At 67.0% G+C, this 461-nt stretch carries 1 protein-coding gene; it reads right to left on the minus strand.

The window, feature by feature from the left end; genetic code table 11:
• A partial coding sequence (locus EN845_RS33875; RefSeq protein ID WP_135931273.1) for an amino acid synthesis family protein occupies positions 1–461 on the minus strand: 461 nt, incomplete at both ends.

The raw sequence follows: 461 nt of genomic DNA on the forward strand, positions 1-461 counted from the left end.
GAGCGCCACCACCAACTCGTCGGGCGGCGGTGCGTCGCCGATCTGGAAATGCACCGTGAGATAGTGCGAGCGGCGACCCTCATCGTTCTTGTCCATAAGCGGGATCATGATCGGCGTGTTTGGCCCGCCGCGCAGAGTGGTGAAGGCAAGATAGGTCTTGGCGCCGACGGCGCGGCGGTAGTGGTTGCCGAAATGCAGCGTGTGGATCAGCGCCGAAGCGTGCTCGACTTCGCCCGACGTGCCGCAGATGGCGGCTTTGCCGTAGCCTTCGATCGCTTCGCCGGAGCCGGCGGCTGCGATGATCTCGCGCGTCAGGGTCTCTCCGAGCACCGGCGCACAAGCGCGGATCTCGGGCGAAAGATCCTCGGTGAAACCCCGTCCCGCCCAAGGGTTCGCCAGCACGGCGGCGACACCGATCAGGCGCAGCGGCCGTGGCGCTGCCTTGCCGCCCTCGATTAGCG

Source organism: Mesorhizobium sp. M8A.F.Ca.ET.202.01.1.1 (assembly GCF_004791595.1).
GTDB lineage: Bacteria > Pseudomonadota > Alphaproteobacteria > Rhizobiales > Rhizobiaceae > Mesorhizobium.